Source organism: Rugamonas apoptosis (assembly GCF_014042355.1).
Taxonomy (GTDB): domain Bacteria; phylum Pseudomonadota; class Gammaproteobacteria; order Burkholderiales; family Burkholderiaceae_D; genus Rugamonas; species Rugamonas apoptosis.
Genome location: NZ_JACEZU010000004.1, coordinates 208,410 through 225,043 on the forward strand (window position 1 = coordinate 208,410; position 16,634 = coordinate 225,043).

A 16,634-nucleotide genomic window follows, 5' to 3' on the forward strand; every position below is an offset into this window, starting at 1 on the left:
TTGGTCTCCTTTATTGCTGCTATTTTTTTACTGTTCCAAGGGATAAGGGCTCAGACGGCTGGCAGCGGGTGGCGCATCTCCGGCCACGGGGTACGGAACTGGTACAGCAGCGCCTGTTGTTGGTCGGGGTCCTGGTAATGGGGATAGCACAGCGAACCGTGGTAATCGACCAGATACTCGAGCAACGGCCGCAGCGGGCTGTCGGCCGGCACGCTCCAGGTGGCGCCGGCCTTGCTGATACCGCACGCATGGCGGCAGGCGTCGAACACGGCGGCTGCGTCCCCGGCCGGGTTGGCCGCCATCTTGATTTGCCAGCGCGCCGCAGCCAGGTCCTGGGCCGCGATAAACAGCACGGCTTCACGGGCCGCCGAGTTGGGAACGCTGACGGCCGGCCGCAGGCGGCCGCAACCGACATAGAAATGGGCGGGATCGTTGCTGTCCTTTTCCTGCGCCTGATAGTAAAAATTGTAGGGGTGGCCGGTCGCCAGCACGGCCGTCTTGCGGCCTGCGATGACCTTGTCGGTGACGATGGCGCCCTGCCCATTGGTGGGCAAAGCCGTGTTGAACACCTTGTTAAATTGCGGCACGGCCTTGCCGCCATACGCCACCACGGGCAAGGTCACGGCGCCGTCCGTGGCCGCCAGCAGCGCCCGCAACTGGTCGCGCTGGTAGCGGGAGAAGTTGTCCAGCACGGCCGGGATGCCCGCATGGGGACCGCTGCCCTGATCGTCCTCGGCGGCGATGGGCGCGCAATCGAGTACGGATTCATACAGGGCCAGGGTATCGCGTTCCACGCCATTGACCCACAACAGGTGTTCCCAACGGCTGGGAACGGGGTCAACCAGGTAATCGCGCGTCCCTTCCAGCAGGCGGACGGGCGGATAGTGGAAGAACTGCACGGATTTCTGGTTCACCAGCGGCAGCCCCAATCCCAAGAACGGACGCCACGGGCGGTAAGTGGGCGGGCAATCCGGCTGGCGGCTGTATGGATCCCAGGTGCCGGCCGCCTGGAGGCTGGGGATGGTGTTGAAGAACGCGTCGGCGCCGTGCGTGAGCAGGCTGCTCAGGCCAGACTGGCAATGCTGGCGGTAGGCTTCGCACGTGGCGCTGCAAGCGCCGTCGTAATGCACCACGAGCTGCCATGGGCTGCCCGCGACGGCGACGCAGGACAGGCGCTCGTGCGCCAGGCCGTGGCGCGCGGCGAAGCCGTCATGGCGCAAGGTCTGGCCGAACCAGTAGGCGATGGTCTGCGCCAGGGTATCGGCGGCACCGGGAATATTGGGCATCGAATACAACGACGACAGCGCATCGGTGGTGATGACGGTACTGCCCCCGTGCGAATTGGGCAGATACGACAGCGCTATCCTGAACAACTCGACCATATTGCATGCTCCCCTGGTTGGTGTAGAGATCTGCCCTTGTTGCCGGCGGGACGGCCAGCCGCGACGATGTCCGGCGCTCATTACTTGTGAGAATAAGATTTACCTAAAACATCATCGCTTGGAGATTATGCAGGGAAGTTGCTGCACGTTACAAGTCAGTCATCACGGCTACGCCCCGCGCGAACCTGCGGCGGCCATCCCGCGACCTGCCGCGCCAGTTGCTGGCGCACCACAGCGGCCCGCATGCTGCACCGCACTATGAAAATACCGGATTTGGGAAAACATCACCTAGAATAATTTGCCTAAATTCTCACGAAATGTCACAAATCCTTTGTTTTTACGCTATCATTGCGCCTCGGAATTATTCGTTACTTCGAAACAAATGTAGTTGCTGTATCGCTATTTCATGTCGGCTTATCCGGATAGCCGATGTCGCCTATTCTGAGGAGCCTTACATGTTTGACGCAGTTGAGTTTGAGCAACAAGCAATCACCCCCGCCCCCCGTACCCTCCCCGCGGCGCCACTACGCGCCGCCGACACCATGGACATGGCCGACCTGCTGGTGGCCTATCTGGAACAGCTGGAAATCGATTATGTGTTCGGCATTCCCGGCGGCGCCATCGAGCCGCTGTACAACGCCATCGCCCGCAACCAAAGGCGCGGCGGCCGTTTGAGCCACATCGTGGCGCGCCACGAAGCCGGCGCCGCCTTCATGGCCGACGGCTATGCGCGCGAGACGGGCAAGATCGGCGTGTGCGTGTCCACCTCCGGCCCCGGCGCCACCAATTTGATCACCGCCGTCGCCACGTCCTACGCCAACGGCGTGCCGATGCTGGTGATCACTGGCCAGCCGGCCCTGCCCTCGTTCGGCAAGCACACCCTGCAGGAATCGACCTGCACCGGCATCGATGTGATGGGCATGCTGCGTCCCTGCACACGTTACAATTCGCTGGTCTCGCATCCGCTCCAACTGGAGTGGAAACTGCTTACCGCACTGCAACATGCGACCCGTGCGCCACGCGGTCCGGTGCACCTGAGCGTGCCGGTGGACGTGTTCCGGGCACCCAGCATGCAAAGCGCGCCGGCCTACGACCTGCCGTCGCTGCTGCGCCCGTCCGCGCTGGTCGACAGCCAGGCCGTGGAAACGCTGCGCACCATGATGGCATCGTGCCGCAACGTGGTGCTGCTGATCGGCGGCGACTGCGGCGACGCCATCCACCCCATCCTGCAGTTCGCGGCCCTGAAGGGCGCCACCTTCGTCACCACGCCCGACGGCAAGGGGTTGGTCAGCCCCCAGCATCCGCTGTACCGCGGCGTGTTCGGCTTCGCCGGCCATGCGTCGGCCGAGGCGGCGTTGCGCGATCCGTCCGTGGACCTGATCCTGGCCGTGGGCGCCAGCATGGGCGAATGGAACACGGGGGGCTGGAACGACAGCCTGCTCAACGAACGCCTGGTCCATATCGACGAATCGGAAGAACACCTGGCCCGCACCCCCATGGCGCGCTTCCACATGCGCGGCAACCTGCGCACCATCTTCGATTGCCTGGTCGAGCGCATCCACGCCCACCGCCAGCAGGCCGACGTGACGGTGGAACGGCGCCGTGCGGCGCGCGAACAGGCCGCGCTGACCTGGGAGCCGGAATCGCTGCTCGACGCGCCGGCCGCCTTCCACAGCGACGCCACGCCGATCAAGCCGCAACGCCTGATGTACGACCTGGGCCGGCTGTTCCCGCCCACCACCCGCTATCTGGCCGACGCCGGCAATAGCGTGGCCTGGGCCACCCACTACCTGCAGCCGCGCGACCGCCGCATGGCCGGCGGCGACCGTGCGCAGCAGCCTGGCCAGGACCAGCGCGCCAGCGCCGGCGGCTGGCTGCGCCTGACCACCCACTTCGCCCCCATGGCCTGGGCCATCGGCGCGGCCGTGGGCACGGCGGCCGGCAACCAGAACGCGCCTGTGGTCTGCATCACGGGGGACGGCAGCATGTTGATGAGCGGCCAGGAGATCTCCGTGGCCGTGGCCGAACAATTGTGCGTGGTGTTCGTGGTGCTGAACGACCGTGCGCTGGGCATGGTCAAGCACGGCCAGCGCCTGGGCGGCGCCGAGCAGATCGGCTACGCGTTGCCGCCGACCGACTTCGCCATGCTGGCCCGCGCGCTGGGCGGGCGCGCCCACACCATCCATTCGCCGGAAGACATGGCGGCGCTCGACATCAAGGCCATCTGCAATTATCCCGGCCCCACCCTGCTGGACGTCCATATCGATCCGGAGGAAGTGCCGCCCATGAACAGCCGCCTGCGCGTGCTGCAGGAAGGGGTATAAGCGATGGGCAAGGCGGAACTGTTTTTGGCCGACGGCGTGCAAGCTGCGGCGCACGGCAAACTGGCCGGCAAGGTGGCCCTGATCACGGGCGGCACCAGCGGCATCGGCCTGGCGAGCGCCCGGCTGTTCCAGGCCCACGGTGCGCAAGTGGCCGTCACCGGCCGCAGCCCGGACGGCCTGGAGCAGGCCAGCGCCGCGCTCGACGGCCAGGCCCTGGTGTTGCGCAGCGACGCGGGCAGCCTGGCAGAGATCGACGCCGTGATGGCCGCCGTCAAGCAACGCTACGGCCGGCTCGACGTGTTGTTCATCAACGCCGGCGTGGCCAGCCCCGCGCCCATCGAGCAGGTCAGCGAGGCCAGTTTCGACGCCCAGATCGGCATCAACCTGAAAGGCGTGTTCTTCACCATCCAGAAGGCCCTGCCCCTGTTCGACGGCCCGGCCAGCGTGATCGTCACCACCTCCATCACCAACCAGCTGGGCTCGCCCAACTTCAGCGTGTACGGCGCGGCCAAGGCCGCCCTGCGCTCGCTGGTCAAGTCGCTGGGCCTGGAATTGATCGGACGCGGCATCCGCGTCAATGCCATCAGCCCCGGCCCCATCGATACGCCCATGTTCGACCGGCTGGGCCTGCCCGACGCCGTCGCGGCCGCCAAGAAGCGCGCTATCGCGGCCAAGTCGCCCAGCGGCCGCTTCGGCAGCGCGGACGAGGTGGCCAAGGCCGCCCTGTTCCTGGCCAGCGCCGACGCGTCTTATATGGTGGGCGAGGAAATCGTCATCGACGGCGGCATGAGTCTGTTATGAGCGCGACCGCCAATGGGGGCGCAAGCGCGCCCCGGCCCGACGCGGCCGACCTGATCCACACCCGCATCTGGCACGAGACGCCGGAACCGGACAATCCCTTCGCCACCCGCCACGCCCTGTGCCGTGGCTACGACGTGTACGGCCAACTGGTGGGCCGCGCGCGCTGGGTCGAGATGCTGTACCTGCTGCTGCGCGACGAAGCGGCGGCACCCTCGGCGCTGGACATGCTGGAAGCGCTGGCCGTGGCGCTGGCCAACCCCGGCCCGCGCGACGCTTCCGTGCACGCGGCCATGTGCGGCGCCGTCGGCGGCTCCACGGCGGCGGCCAGTTTGATCGCGGCGCTGTCGGTGGGCGCCGGCCGCCACGGCGGCGCGCGCGACGTGCACGACGCCATGGTGCTGTGGCAAGCGTGCGGCCCTGACCTGCCCGCCTGGCGCCGCCACCTGGAAGCGCAGGCTGACGCGCCCATCGATCCCTGGCCGCGCAGCGCGCGCCTGCCCGGTTTCGATCCGCACGGCGCCTCCACTCCGACCGTGGTGCGCCAGTTGCTGGCCACGCTGGTCACGGTGGGCGGCGACAACGGCCACGGCTACACGGGCTGGCTGCTGCAACAGCTGGACCAATTGCCGGCGCTGGCCGGCCTGCCGCTGGCCATCAGCGGCGTGGCGGCGGCCGCCCTGTGCGACCTGGGCCTGACCCCGGACGAAGGCGAGATGCTGTACCTGCTGTTGCGCCTGCCCGGCGCGGCGGCCCACGCGCTGGAACAGAAAAATGGCGGCTTCAAGCGCTTTCCCTTCTACCCGGTGGCGTTGTCCACGCCCGGCGAGCCGCCGGCGCAGGCGGCCGGGGTGGCCGGGGTGGCCGGGGTGACATCCGGGATGGAACCGGGCGCGGAATCCGGGGTGAATTCCGGCGTGCATGCCGGGGTGGCCCCATGACCGGCCCGGAACTGCTGCGCCAACACGCCGGCCGCCTGGCCACCGAGGTGGGGGCCTGCTATCCCGGCAGCCACGCCATCTTCCGTGGCCACGACCTGCACCGCGACTTGCGCGCGCTGGACTGGGTCGACCTGTATGTATTCGGCATCACGGGCAAGCGCCTGAGCCCGGCGCAAGTGGCCATGCTGCACGCGATCTGGGTCTGCACCAGCTATCCGGACGCGCGCCTGTGGAACAACCGGGTGGCGGCGCTGGCCGGCAGCGCCCGCAGCAGCGCCAACCTGGGCATCGTGGCCGCGCTGGCCCTGTCGGAGGCGACCGTGTATGGCGGCCAGGCCGGCATGCGCGCCATCGCATTCCTACAGGCAACGCGCGTGGCCGTGGACGGCGGCGCCGCGCTGGCGCCGCTGGTGCTGGCCGAGGCGCGCGCGCGCCGCGTGTACGGCTACGGCCGCCCCATCCATGCCACCGATGAAAGGTTGCCGTGGATCATGGAACTGGCCCGCGAACACGGACTGGACGACGGCCCGCACGTGACATTGGCGTTCGACGTGGAGAAAGTGTTGCTTCCACACTACCCTCAGTTGCGTATGAACTACGCCGCGCTGCATGCGGCGCTGATCGCCGACATGGGCTTGTCGGCGCGCGAATACCAGCTGTTGCGCATCCCCACATTCCTAGCAGGCATGCCTCCTTGCTTGGTGGAAGCGGCCGAAAAGCCCGAGGGTGTGTTGTTCGCCACCCCGTGCGACGGCGTCGCTTATGCCGGACTGCCGCCCCGCCCATGGCCGGGCGCGGTCAACTGAAGGTGTTTTTTTTGAACATTTGCTGTTGGGGGCAGGCTACAATGCAAAAAATCATCACCACAGGAGACACGATTTTGAAGTCGTCGCATGCGTACCGTTTCTGCCTGGCAGCAGCCCTCACCGTCCCCGTTGCCCTGGCCCACGCGCAACCATCCAGCGAAGAAGAGGAATTGACGCTGGTGTATGGCGACAACGACAGCGTCAGTATCGCCACCGGCAACGTCCAGGCATTGCGCCGGGCGCCGGCCGTGGCGTCCGTGATCACGGCGGCCGACATCGCCGCCATGGGCGCGACCGACCTGGACCAGGTACTGGAAACGGTACCCGGCATCCACGTGGCCCGCAGCGCCAACAATTATTCGCCGCTGTATGTGGTGCGCGGCATCTTCAGCGCCTACCTGCCCCAGTTGCTGGTGATGCAGAACGGCGTCCCCATCACCACCATTTACCAGGGCAACAAGGGTAATCTGTGGGGCGGTTATCCGGTCGAACACATCGCCCGTATCGAAATCATCCGCGGTCCCGGCTCGGCCCTGTACGGCTCGGACGCCTTCTCGGGCGTGATCAACATCATCACCAAGGGGCCGGCCGAAACCCAGGGCACGGAACTGGGCGCCCGCGTGGGCGCCTTCCATACGTACGATGGCTGGGTCCAGCATGGCGGCAAGGCCGGTCCGGTGGACGTGGCGGCCTATGTGCGCCTGGGCCAGACGGATGGCTTCAAGAGCATCATCGACGCCGACGCCCAGAGCCGCAATGACCGCCTGTTCGGCACCCATGCCAGCCTCGCGCCGGGCCCGGTCAACGTGGGCAACAAGGCGGTCGACGCCAACCTGGAATTGAGCCTGGACAAATGGAAGGCCCGCTTCGGCTACAAGCTGCGCGACGACCTGGGCACGGGCGCCGGCATCGCCTCCGCGCTCGACCCCGTGGGCAAGCAAAAGAGCGAACGCGTGACCACCGGCCTGAGCTGGACCGATCCCCAGTTCCTTCCCGACTGGGGCGTGGGGGCCAGCATCAACACGCTGCAATACATGCAGCAGATCCCCGTCGATTTCCAGCTGCTGCCGCCGGGCACGGTGCTGCCCAGCGGCGCCTTCCCCAACGGCATGCTGGGCGGTCCGGACACCACCGAGCGCCAGGTGCGCCTGGCCGTGTATGCCGACTACAGCGGCATCGAGAGCCACCGCATGCGGGTTGGCGCCGGGCACGACGACCTGAACATGTACCACACCCACGAGACGCGCAATTTCACCTACGCGCCCAATGGCGCGCCGATCCCGCTGCCGGCCGTGGTCGATTTCTCCGACACCAACCCCTTCATCTTCCCGCAGCACCGCCGGCTCGACTACCTGTATCTGCAGGATGAGTGGAACCTGGCCAAGGACTGGAACCTGACGGCCGGGGTGCGCCACGACCGTTATTCGGACGCCGGCGGCACCACCAATCCGCGCCTGGCGCTGGTATGGGACGCCACGTTCGACCTGACCGCCAAGCTGCTGTACGGCCGCGCGTTCCGGGCGCCGTCGTTCAATGAAAGCTACAGCATCACCAACCCGGTCGCGATCGGCAATCCCAACCTGCGGCCGGAAACCAACGGCACGGCCGAGGCGTCGCTGGCCTGGCAGGCGCGCGCCGACGCCCAGGTGAACGCCACCTTCTACCGCTACGACATGCGCGAGATCATCCGCACCGTGCCCAACGCGGCGGCCGGCACCGGCGCCACCTATGCCAACACGGGCGACCAGACCGGCCATGGTGTGGAACTGGAGTCGAGCTGGACGGTGAACCGCGACTTGCGCCTGCTGGGCAACTATGCGTGGCAAAAGTCGACCGACGTGGCCACCGGCCGTGACGCCGGCTACGCGCCCCACCACCACCTGTTCGGCCGTGCCGACTGGCAACTGGCGGGCGCCTACCTGCTCAGCACGCAAGTGAACTGGGTGGCCGACCGCCACCGCGCGCCCGGCGACGCGCGCGCCCCCATCGCCGACTACAAGACGGTGGACTTGAGCCTGTCCACCCGCCATGGCCGCGAGCAGTGGAATTTCACGGCCACTGTGCGCAACCTGTTCAACGCCGACGTGCGCGAACCGAGCCTGGCGCCCGGCGTCGCGCTGCCGCACGACTTGCCGATGGCGCCGCGCGCGCTGTCGCTGCAAGCCGTCTACAAGCTGTGATGGGACCGGGGTCAGGAGCGGTTTTCAGGGATCAGCCACCACCCCAGCTCCTGCCGCACCCGCTCCGGCGGTGGCGGCGGGGTCTGCTCGCGGCGGCGCCGTTCCAGCATGTCCCGAACGGCCTGCTTGCTCGGGTGCGTGGTCTGTGTAGGTCGCTGGTCCATGATCGCCTCTCTCTGGCTGTGGATCGCTGAGAAATATTGTACGAAACCTGCCGTACCAGCCCATCATGCGCCCCGGCGCGCGCCGCCATGGCGACGAACAGCAAGCCTGTCCCCCACCTATTCGTCCCTTTGCTGACCTTTCGCATGAAGGCGCCGCGCCACGGCCGCCCTGTCGCGGATGGCCGGGATAGCGTTAGCGCCACACGGAAACCGGTTGTGTAGTGGACAATTCGTCAGTACGATGTATGATCTGGAAGCAATCGTAGTTATCCTTCAGTAAAGCCGCCGCTGAAAGGGGCGAGATGCGCGCTTCTCCGCCGTCGTCAACGGTCCCGCCAGGCCAGTCCGCCCACTTCGGCACGGACTCGGGTTCGGGCGCGCTGCGCCTGCAATTCGCCCTGTTCGTGCTCGCCGCCCTGGCCGCCCTGTGGGGCTTCACCCTGTTCGCGCTGGACCGGCGTGAACAGCTGGACCTGGCCAGCGCCGAGGTGGAAATGCGGGCGCTGGCCCAGGCCTATGCGGAAAACGCGCTGTCGACCATCAAGCGCATCGACCTGATCCTGCTGGAACTCAGCCGTACCTGGACCACCCACCCGGAGGCCTTCGGCGCCGAAATCGCGCGCCTGCGCCAGAACCTGGACGACGTGGCGATCCAGGTGGCCACCATCGACCGCGGCGGGCGGATGGTGTACTCGACCCTGCCGCTGCCGGCCGCCGCCGTCGACCTCAGCGACCGCGAATATTTCATCGTCCAACAACAGGCCAGCAGCAACCGCCTGTTCATCAGCAAGCCCGTGCTGGGGCGCGTGTCGGGGCTATGGTCGCTGCAATTTACCCGCCCCCTGCTGCGCGACGGCCACTTCGATGGCGTGATCCTGATCTCGGTGGCGCCGGAGCTGTTCAGCCGCTTCCACGACACGCTGGCCATGGGCCGCCAGGGCGTGACGCTGATGGTGCGCGACAGCGGCGAAATCATGGCCCGCGCGCCCGAATGGCGCCCCTACATGGGCCGCAGCCTGCCCACCGCCCCTTACCTGGCGCCGGGTGCGCCGGCGCAGGGCAATTTCAAGCGGGTGGCCGTGCTCGACGCCGTGCCCCGGCTGTATGGCTACCGCAAGCTGCCCGAGTACCAGCTCAATTTCGTGGCCGCCCTGCCGCTCGATGAAATCCTGGCCGGCACGGCGCGCCAACGGCAGGCCGCCATCACCACCATGACGGCCGTGTCGCTGGCACTGGTGGCGATGGGCTGGCTGATCCTGCGCAGCGTACGGGCCCGCGACCGGGCCGAACTGGCCTTGCGCGACGCCAACCGCGAACTGTCGCTGGCCGCCAGCGTGTTCCGCCATACCATGGACGCCGTGATCGTGACCGAGATCGACGGCACCATCGTCTCCGTCAACCCCGCTTTCACGGCCGTCACCGGTTACACGGCCGCCGAAGTGGTCGGCCGCACACCGCGGCTGCTGCAATCGGGCCGTCACGAGCCCGCCTTCTACCGCGCCATGTTCGAGCAGCTTGAGCGCACCGGCCACTGGCGCGGCGAGATCTGGAACCGCCGCAAGAATGGCGAGTCCTACCTGGAATGGATCAGCATTTCGCTGGTGCGCGATGAACTGGGCAAGCCGCTGCGCTATGTGGGGGTGTCCAACGATGTGACGGAATTGCGGGCCGGCGACGAACGCATGCGCCACCTGGCCTTCCACGATCCGCTCACGGGCCTGCCCAACCGCGCCCTGCTGCTCGACCGCATGACCCAGGGCATCAACGTGGCGGAACGGGACGGCCGCGGCCTCGGCGTGATGTTCATCGACCTGGATCGTTTCAAGTCCATCAACGATACCCTGGGCCACGATGTGGGCGACCAGTTGTTGCAGCAGGTGGCCCAGCGCCTGAGCCATGCGGTGCGCCATTCCGACACGGTGGCCCGCATCGGCGGCGATGAATTCGTGATCCTGCTGGAGCAGGTGGACGATGGCATCACCTATGTCAACCTGGCCGACAAGCTGCTCTCCAGCCTGAGCCGCCCCATGGTGCTGGGTGCGCATACGCTGGAGGTGGGGGCGTCGATCGGCATCGCCTGCTATCCGGGCGACGGCGACAGCGCGGCCATCCTGATGAAACATGCGGATGCGGCCATGTATGTGGCCAAGGCCGGCGGCCGCGGCGCCTACCAATTCTACCGCCCGGGCATGACGGCCCAGGCGGTGCAGCGCACGCTGCCGCCGCCTTGAAGCGGGTCCGTCAGCCGGCGTTACCGTCGATCCGGGCGCGGCTCAGGTAAGGCAGGTACACGATCACGTAGGCCACGAAGGCCACGGTCCAGCAGGCGGCGCTCAGCAGCAGCGCGCCGTCGCGCAGTCCATCGGTGGCCAGCGCGGCGGCCACGCGGGCCAGCGCACCGGCCTGGATCAGCGCGAACATGGCGAACTCGGCGCGGCCCACCTTGAGCGGACGGCCCGTGTGGCCCAGCGTGGTGCGGGTGATCATGCCGATGATCAAGCCAGTCATGGAACCGACCGTCAGCGCATGGAAGGCGGCGCTGGTGGGCAGCCAGCCCAGCGCGGCGCCGGCCAGCAGGAAGCAGCCGACACCGATCCAGGCATACGACAGGTGCAGCACCCACAGCAGCGGCACATGCCAGACCTTGTGCGGTTGCCAGCCGGCCAGCCGCACCAGCACCAGGGCGCCGGCCGCCAGCGCCAGCGGCGCCGTCAGCCAGCCCGGCGCGCCTGCCACCCAGGCCAGCGCGGTGGCGGCCAGCAAGCCCAGCGACACGCGGTCGCGCATGGGCCGCACCACCGGGTCGGTGCCGGGCGCGCCGTTGCGGGTGAACATGGGCAGCACGCGGGTGGCGATGGCCGATTCCATCACGACGATCACCAGGATGGCGGCACGCACCGGCACCGCCTGCGCCATTGCCAGCAGGCCCAGCGTGGACAGGTGGTACAGGCCGTTGGCCACCGCCAGCAGTGCCAGCAGGCCGACCAGGAAATAATTGCGTTTATTGTTGGACTGGGCCATCACGCGCCCCAGCGGCCAGGTGGCCAGCGGCAGGAACAGCCAGTCGACCGCGGCGGCCACGGGCGCCGGCGCCCACAACATGGCCAGCCGGCCCGCCAGCCACAGTGCCACCAGCGCCGCCAGGTGGCCGCGCACGGGCGTCCACAGGCCGGTCCAGTTGCGCGCGGCCGTGAACAGGAAGCCGATCACGACCGCCGTCACCATGCCGAACGCCATCTCGTGCATATGCCAGCCGGCGTCGATATGGGCCGCGTGCAGCCAGCCGTAATACTGGGCGATCCACAGCGGGATGCTGAGCGCGGCGAACAGCGCCGCCAGCAGGTAGAACGGCCGGAAACCCAGCCGCCACAGCGGATGGGCCATCTGCCACGGCGCCGGCGTGCTGGCCGGCAGGGGTTCGTCTATGTGTAACAGGCTCATGATGATTACTCGCTCAAGCTAGGGTTGCGGGCCACCGGCCCTGAATACCCGATCGCGCGTCCAGCCCCGGTTTCATCAGGCTGGCACGCCCATTGTGTGTGCGCGCACAAGCCTTGTGAAGAAGGCGGGCGCAGGCGGATGATATGCATCAAGGAAAACAAATTTACCGGCCGCAACTGCCGTTTGCGTATCGACTCGGCGCGCCAGTTCCCTTACGCTACAACTTCCCGACGCCGCCACGGGCAACCGCACCGTCCGCGACGTCCCTTGATTTATTCAGAAGGAAGTTCGCTATGCAAAACGCTACTTTGACAATCGACGGCATGAACGGTGAAGCTTGCGCCGACCTGGTCACGCTGGTACTCAACAACATCACCGGCGTCAGCGACGTGCGCGTCTCGCTGCTCAACAGCCAGGCCAGCCTCAAGTTCGACGAGAACCACACCTCGCAACCGTACCTGATCACCAGCCTGGCGCGCGCCGGCTACACGGCCCGCGCCGGCCAGGCTGAAAAAGCCGGCGGTTGCTGCGGCGGTTGCTGCGGCGGCTAAGCCCCCGCCCACCGCTGATGGGCGCCCTGCCCCGTCAGCGGTCGCCGGCACCCAACAGGCGGTGCTCGACGGCGAACACGGCCGCCTGCACGCGGCTGCTCAATTTCAATTTCTTCAATACATTCTGCACGTGGATCTTGACCGTGCTTTCCGCCAGGTCCAGCGAGCGGGCGATCAGCTTGTTGCTTTCGCCGCGCGCCAGGCAGGCCAGGATTTCCTTTTCGCGCGGGGTCAGCTTGTCGATCTCGGACGCCACCGGCGCATCGCCGCCACCATGCAGTTGCGCCACCAGCTTGGCCGTCATGGCTTCCGCCACCACCGTCTCGCCGGCCGCCGCGCGCCGGATGGCCCGGGTCAGGTACTCGGCGTCGATATTCTTCAACAAATAGCCCGAGGCGCCCGCTTTCAGCGCCACCGACAGGTCGTGCGCGTCCTCCGACACGGTCAGCATGACGACCGCGCTTTCCGGGCAATCCTGTAACAGCAGTTGCAGCGTCTCCACGCCGGACATGCCGGGCATGTTCAAGTCCAGCAGGATCACCTGCGGCTTGAGCTGCTGGGCGCGTTTGATGCCCTCCACCCCGTCCGCCGCCTCGCCCACCACGGAAAATTCCGGGTTACGCTGCAACAGCAGCCGTATGCCGCTGCGGAACAGGGTATGGTCGTCGACCAGCAGGACGGTGATCGGATTGCTGCTTGCTTCCATTGTGGTGATGCCTCTCAGTGTTGAATGATAAGGGGCGCGCTCTAAGAAGTCATTTCAAAAAGCCCATGGCGTCGTTGTGGCGCCTTGCCGTGCAAGTGCACTGTCTTCGGCGTCACGCCTAGCCATGGTCATTTTGAAACAACTTCTAAGCGGCGCGCCGCTGCTGGCGCGGCAGGCGCAGGGTGACGGTGGTGCCGCCGCCCACCACCGAGCTGACTGCCAGCTGGGCATGGATGCGCTGCGCGCGCTCGCGCATGATGTGGATGCCCACGTGGCTCTCGCCCTTGCCCGGCAGCGATTCGGTGTCGAAGCCGGCGCCGTTGTCGCTGATGGTGAGCACGAAATCGTACTGGTCCTGCAGCCGCACTTCGACCCGGCTGGCCATGGCGTGCTTGCGCACGTTCGACAGCGCTTCCTGCACGATGAACAGCAATTGCAACTGCTGCTCGCGGGGGAAAGGCGCGCCGTCGCTGTCGGCCTCCAGCACGGCCTCGATGCCGCTCTGGCGCTGGAACTTGTCGATGGTGGTCTCCAGCGACGCCACCAGGTTGCCCTGCTCCAGGCGGGTGCGGAAATTGTGCAGCAGTTCGCGCACGTCCTGGTAGCTTTCCTCCACCCCGGTGCGCAGCAGCGGCACGATCTCGGCCACGTCCTCGAACTGCCTGGCCTGCACCGACTGGTCCAGCATCTGCACTTGCAGGTTAAGGAAGTTCAAGCCCTGGGCGATGCTGTCGTGCAGCCCCTGGGCCACCAGGTTGCGTTCCTCGGAAATGGCCATCTCGCGTTCGCGCGCGGCCAGGCGCTGGTTCTCGATGGCCGTGCCCAGCAACTGGCCCAGCGTTTCCAGCAAAGCCGTCTCGCGCTGGTTGAACGACACCGGCTTGCGGAAGTGCAGATTGAAGAAGCCCAGGTGCTGGCGCTGCGCATAGATGTGGAACACGGAGACGGTGACGAAACCGTCGCGGTGGCACTGCAAGGTGTGGTTGTCGTCGATGCGGCGCAAATCGTGCACCACGGCGATCTTCTTGGCCACCGCTTCGCCGCACAGGCAATCGCCCACTTTCAGGCAATGTTCGGTCTTCACCAGCTGGTCGGAGATGCCATGGTGGACCAGCATGTGCAGGTTGCCGCGGATGGGATCGAGCACGCGCACGGAGCCGCCGTCGGCGTGGAAGTAGGCGCTGATGCGCTTCATGAAGCCGTCGCACAGCGATTCGGCCGGCTGCGGCTGCTGCAGGAAGGCGGCGCTGTCGTACAACAGGGCCAGCTCGCGGTTCTGGTCCTCCAGCGCCGCCGTCTTGGTCTTGACCAGTTGTTCCAGGTTGCCGTACAAACCTTGCAGATTGTCGGCCATCAGGTTGAAACCCTGCGCCAGCTGGCCGAATTCATCCTGGGTATCGACCGGCAGGCGCACTTCGAAATCCTGCTCGCGCATGCGCTCCATGCCCTCCTGCAGGCTGGTGACGGGATTGACGATCAGGTTGAACATCAGGTAGATGATGCTGACCGTGCCCACCATGGCCAGCGCCAGCAGCAGCAACTGCGAGGCGCGCAGCCAGAAGGTGCGCTGCTCGCTGTCCTGCTCGATCAGCTGCACCAGGCCGTTGACCTGCACCACGAAGCGTTCCGCCTGGGTGTGGAAGTTGTGCGCGTCGGCCGCGCGCACGTCGTCGCGCGCCAGCAGCGCTTGCGCGGCCGGTTGCAGCGTGTCGTGCCAGCGCTGGTTGACGGTGGCGAAGGCGTCGCGGATGGTGGACGACGGGGGCAGGAACAGCGGCCGTTGCGGATCGCCCTGGCGCAGCTGCTGCAAGGTCTGTTCGATGGCAGCCACCTGGTAGCGGGCCTCGTCGCGGGCGGCGGCGCGCCCATCGGGGTCGGCCAGTTCCCCCACCACGAAGCTGAGGCGGTAGCTGTTCATGCGCAAGCTGCCCGTCACGTTGATGGCGGCGGCGCTGCCTTCCAGCTGCCAGGACAGGAACAGCGTCGAGCCGATCACCATCAGGGCCACGGCCAGGAAACTGAGCAGCACGCCCACGATCTTGGTCGACAGTTTTTGCCAGGCGGCGAACAGGTGCGGTGTCGCCATTATCGTTGTCCTTCGCGCGCGCACGGCCAAGCGCCCGGAGCGCGTTGCGCCCGGGCCCGGCCCTGGTCCACTGTTTGTTTCATCCTGTCTCCTCTGATGGCGGCGCTGCTCAACTATCCAGTATACACGCGCCTCCGTGGGCCTGTGCCGTGCTCATCATCCGCCCGTCTGCGACATGAAGCGGATGATTTTCTCCGGCTGGCGGCCAAAATCATGTTGCTGCGGCTTCAGTTCGATGGCCGCGCGGATCGCCTGTTCCAGCTCGGCGTCGCTGGCGCCGCCCCGCAGCAGCGGGCGCAGCTCAAACTTCTCTTCCTGGCCCAGGCACAGGTACAGCGTGCCATCGACGGCCAGCCGCACCCGGTTGCAGGTGGCGCAGAAATGCTGCGACATGGGCGTGATGAAGCCGATGCTGCTGCGGCCGTCCGGCGTGGCCAGGTAACGGGCCGGGCCACCGCCCAGCTCCAGCGCCTGCGGCACCAGCCCGAACTTGTCGCGCAAATGGCGCTGCACCGTGTCCAGCCCCAGGTACGAGGTATCCTGGCCAGTGGCGCCCATGGGCATCACTTCGATCAGGCGCAGTACGAACGCGTGTTCGATGCAGAACTCCACCATGGCGTCGATTTCCTGGTCGTTTACGCCGCGCATGGCCACCATGTTGATCTTGATGGGCGCGAAGCCCACTTCCTTGGCCGCCTGCAGCCCGGCCAGGATCTGCGGCAGGCTGTCGCGGCCCGTGATGCGGGCCATGCAGTCGCGGTCCAGCGAATCGAGGCTGACGTTGATGCGGCTGATGCCGGCCGCCTTCAGGGCGCCCGCGTGGCGCGCCAGCTGGGTGGCATTGGTCGACAGCGACAAGTCCTGCAAGCCCGGCAGCGCCGACAAGCGGCTGGCCAACTGCGGCAGATGGCGCCGCATCAGCGGCTCGCCCCCCGTCAGGCGCACGCGGCGCGTGCCCATCCGGGCGAAGGCGGCGATCACGCGCTCCATTTCATCGAAACTGAGCCAGTCGGGCGGGTCCTCGAAATCCTTGAAGTCCTTGGGCATGCAATAGGTGCAGCGCAGATCGCAACGGTCCGTCACCGAGACGCGCAGGTAATCGATGGACCGACCAAAGCGGTCGCTTAACATCGCAGCCTCCAGTTCATATTCAATGGGGAAATTGTAACGGCCCGCCCTGCGTTTGCCGATGGCCATGACGACTTAGCCACCCTAGTCCTAAAGCACTAGTCTGGCCTGAAATGTACATTTTTAT

The 16,634-nt window shown here is 66.8% G+C and carries 12 protein-coding genes; 7 read left to right on the plus strand and 5 right to left on the minus strand.

The genetic code is table 11. The features are described from left to right. Nucleotides 1-50: 50 nt before the first annotated feature. Nucleotides 51-1,382, minus strand: a complete 1,332-nt coding sequence (locus H3H39_RS10180) for a hypothetical protein (RefSeq protein ID WP_182153258.1) — start codon at nt 1,380-1,382, stop codon at nt 51-53. A 455-nt stretch (nt 1,383-1,837) separates the two neighbouring features. Between H3H39_RS10180 and H3H39_RS10185 the strand changes: the two genes are divergently transcribed. The 6 genes from H3H39_RS10185 (at nt 1,838) to H3H39_RS10210 (ending at nt 10,826) form a co-directional block, all read left to right on the plus strand. Then, nucleotides 1,838-3,706, plus strand: a complete 1,869-nt coding sequence (locus H3H39_RS10185; RefSeq protein ID WP_229217963.1) for a thiamine pyrophosphate-binding protein — start codon at nt 1,838-1,840, stop codon at nt 3,704-3,706. 3 nt (nt 3,707-3,709) lie between these two features. After that, nucleotides 3,710-4,507 carry an SDR family oxidoreductase gene (locus H3H39_RS10190; RefSeq protein ID WP_182153259.1) on the plus strand — a complete coding sequence of 266 codons (798 nt, stop codon included), beginning with the start codon at nt 3,710-3,712 and terminating at the stop codon, nt 4,505-4,507. Next, nucleotides 4,504-5,445 (plus strand): citrate synthase family protein, encoded by a 942-nt coding sequence (locus H3H39_RS10195; RefSeq protein WP_220461497.1) that lies wholly within the window; start codon nt 4,504-4,506, stop codon nt 5,443-5,445. The genes H3H39_RS10190 and H3H39_RS10195 overlap by 4 nt, the downstream gene beginning before the upstream one ends. Then, nucleotides 5,442-6,251, plus strand: coding sequence for a citrate synthase family protein (locus H3H39_RS10200; protein ID WP_182153260.1), 810 nt, complete (start codon nt 5,442-5,444; stop codon nt 6,249-6,251). The genes H3H39_RS10195 and H3H39_RS10200 overlap by 4 nt, the downstream gene beginning before the upstream one ends. A 41-nt stretch (nt 6,252-6,292) precedes the next feature. Continuing rightward, nucleotides 6,293-8,431, plus strand: a complete 2,139-nt coding sequence (locus tag H3H39_RS10205; RefSeq protein WP_229217964.1) for a TonB-dependent receptor plug domain-containing protein — start codon at nt 6,293-6,295, stop codon at nt 8,429-8,431. A gap of 466 nt (nt 8,432-8,897) precedes the next feature. Then, a complete protein-coding gene (locus H3H39_RS10210) occupies nt 8,898-10,826 on the plus strand; it encodes a bifunctional diguanylate cyclase/phosphodiesterase (RefSeq protein WP_220461498.1) in 1,929 nt (642 codons plus the stop codon). Between the two features lie 10 nt (nt 10,827-10,836). On the opposite strand, the gene H3H39_RS10215 is transcribed toward H3H39_RS10210, so the two are convergent. Beyond that, nucleotides 10,837-12,036, minus strand: coding sequence for an NnrS family protein (locus H3H39_RS10215; RefSeq protein WP_182153261.1), 1,200 nt, complete (start codon nt 12,034-12,036; stop codon nt 10,837-10,839). 293 nt (nt 12,037-12,329) lie between these two features. Between H3H39_RS10215 and H3H39_RS10220 the strand changes: the two genes are divergently transcribed. Next, nucleotides 12,330-12,587, plus strand: coding sequence for a heavy-metal-associated domain-containing protein (locus H3H39_RS10220; protein WP_182153262.1), 258 nt, complete (start codon nt 12,330-12,332; stop codon nt 12,585-12,587). Between the two features lie 34 nt (nt 12,588-12,621). Here H3H39_RS10220 and H3H39_RS10225 read toward each other — a convergent pair whose 3' ends face one another. The 3 genes from H3H39_RS10225 to moaA all read right to left on the minus strand — a co-directional run bounded on the left by H3H39_RS10225 (nt 12,622) and on the right by moaA (nt 16,510). Continuing rightward, nucleotides 12,622-13,293, minus strand: a complete 672-nt coding sequence (locus H3H39_RS10225; RefSeq protein ID WP_182153263.1) for a response regulator — start codon at nt 13,291-13,293, stop codon at nt 12,622-12,624. A gap of 145 nt (nt 13,294-13,438) precedes the next feature. Further along, entirely contained in the window at nt 13,439-15,379 is a 1,941-nt protein-coding gene (locus H3H39_RS10230) for a type IV pili methyl-accepting chemotaxis transducer N-terminal domain-containing protein (protein ID WP_182153264.1), read from the minus strand. A 156-nt stretch (nt 15,380-15,535) separates the two neighbouring features. After that, nucleotides 15,536-16,510, minus strand: coding sequence for a GTP 3',8-cyclase MoaA (gene moaA / locus H3H39_RS10235; RefSeq protein WP_182153265.1), 975 nt, complete (start codon nt 16,508-16,510; stop codon nt 15,536-15,538). Between the last annotated feature and the right edge of the window lie 124 nt (nt 16,511-16,634).

Excerpts from the sequence above, each read along its gene's own strand:
- H3H39_RS10180 (WP_182153258.1), bottom strand. The coding sequence starts at position 1,382 with ATGGTCGAGTTGTTCAGGATAGCGCTGTCGTATCTGCCCAATTCGCAC.
- H3H39_RS10185 (WP_229217963.1), top strand. The coding sequence starts at position 1,838 with ATGTTTGACGCAGTTGAGTTTGAGCAACAAGCAATCACCCCCGCCCCC.
- H3H39_RS10190 (WP_182153259.1), top strand. The coding sequence starts at position 3,710 with ATGGGCAAGGCGGAACTGTTTTTGGCCGACGGCGTGCAAGCTGCGGCG.
- H3H39_RS10195 (WP_220461497.1), top strand. The coding sequence starts at position 4,504 with ATGAGCGCGACCGCCAATGGGGGCGCAAGCGCGCCCCGGCCCGACGCG.
- H3H39_RS10200 (WP_182153260.1), top strand. The coding sequence starts at position 5,442 with ATGACCGGCCCGGAACTGCTGCGCCAACACGCCGGCCGCCTGGCCACC.
- H3H39_RS10205 (WP_229217964.1), top strand. The coding sequence starts at position 6,293 with ATGCAAAAAATCATCACCACAGGAGACACGATTTTGAAGTCGTCGCAT.
- H3H39_RS10210 (WP_220461498.1), top strand. The coding sequence starts at position 8,898 with ATGCGCGCTTCTCCGCCGTCGTCAACGGTCCCGCCAGGCCAGTCCGCC.
- H3H39_RS10215 (WP_182153261.1), bottom strand. The coding sequence starts at position 12,036 with ATGAGCCTGTTACACATAGACGAACCCCTGCCGGCCAGCACGCCGGCG.
- H3H39_RS10220 (WP_182153262.1), top strand. The coding sequence starts at position 12,330 with ATGCAAAACGCTACTTTGACAATCGACGGCATGAACGGTGAAGCTTGC.
- H3H39_RS10225 (WP_182153263.1), bottom strand. The coding sequence starts at position 13,293 with ATGGAAGCAAGCAGCAATCCGATCACCGTCCTGCTGGTCGACGACCAT.
- H3H39_RS10230 (WP_182153264.1), bottom strand. The coding sequence starts at position 15,379 with ATGGCGACACCGCACCTGTTCGCCGCCTGGCAAAAACTGTCGACCAAG.
- moaA (WP_182153265.1), bottom strand. The coding sequence starts at position 16,510 with ATGTTAAGCGACCGCTTTGGTCGGTCCATCGATTACCTGCGCGTCTCG.